The 731-nt window shown below is 67.4% G+C and carries 2 pseudogenes; one reads left to right on the top strand and one right to left on the bottom strand.

The annotated features are described in order from the left end of the window. Positions 1-367, bottom strand: a pseudogene (locus MBTS_RS22805) (hypothetical protein); the annotation flags it as partial. A gap of 183 nt (positions 368-550) precedes the next feature. Here MBTS_RS22805 and MBTS_RS22800 point away from each other — a divergent pair. After that, positions 551-731 (top strand): annotated as a pseudogene (locus MBTS_RS22800) (acyl-CoA dehydrogenase N-terminal domain-containing protein); the annotation flags it as partial.

Here is a 731-nt window from a genome sequence, read left to right as displayed (position 1 = left end):
CGACCGGTGAGGGTTCGGGAACGGCGGCGGTCTCCACCGGGGCGGGCGGCACCGGCGACGGGACCTGCCCCTCCGGGCGGGGCCGGGCCGGATGGTGCGTGGACGAGGAGGTGCGGGAACGGCGCGCCTTGGGCTTCTGATCCGGCGAGACGATGGACGCGATCCAGGCTTCCACCGGCACGCCGGCGCGGCGCGCCACGTCGCGCGCGGCGTCGAGGACTTCCGGGTCGAACTCTTCCAGGTTCAGCGTCGCGTTGCGTTTCATCGTCAAACCCGGGGCAGCGAGGTCCGTGACCCAATCCGACGTGTCGTTGTGCAACGTGGGGGTGTCGCAGCGGCAGGCAAACGGATCGATTGCCCACGACATTTGATACTCTTGGTAAACAGCGGGTTAAGCCCTGTGCCAAACTGATCATATCTCTCGGGAAAGGCGCCGGAAGGCGCCCCCCCTTCCCCTCCCGGGCTCGATAGTTTATATGTGAACCATCAAGCGCGCCGTGGCCTCCGGGCCGAATCGAGCACGCGGTCGAACGGGTGGAGGACAGACGACATGCCGACGTACCGGGCACCTGTGGAGAACGTTCGGTTTCTCCTCGACGACGTCTTCGCGTTCCACGGCCGCAACAACCTGCGCGGGTTCTCCGATGCGTCGCCCGACCTGATCCAGGCCGTGCTCACCGAGGGCGCCAAGCTCGCCGAAGAGGTGCTGACCCCCCTCAACGCCGTCGGCG

Origin of the sequence: Methylobacterium bullatum, from assembly GCF_014845095.1 — a bacterium.
GTDB classification, from domain to species: domain Bacteria; phylum Pseudomonadota; class Alphaproteobacteria; order Rhizobiales; family Beijerinckiaceae; genus Methylobacterium; species Methylobacterium bullatum.
Note: the sequence above shows the minus strand (reverse complement) of the source record. Positions and strands in the feature narration are given on the sequence as shown.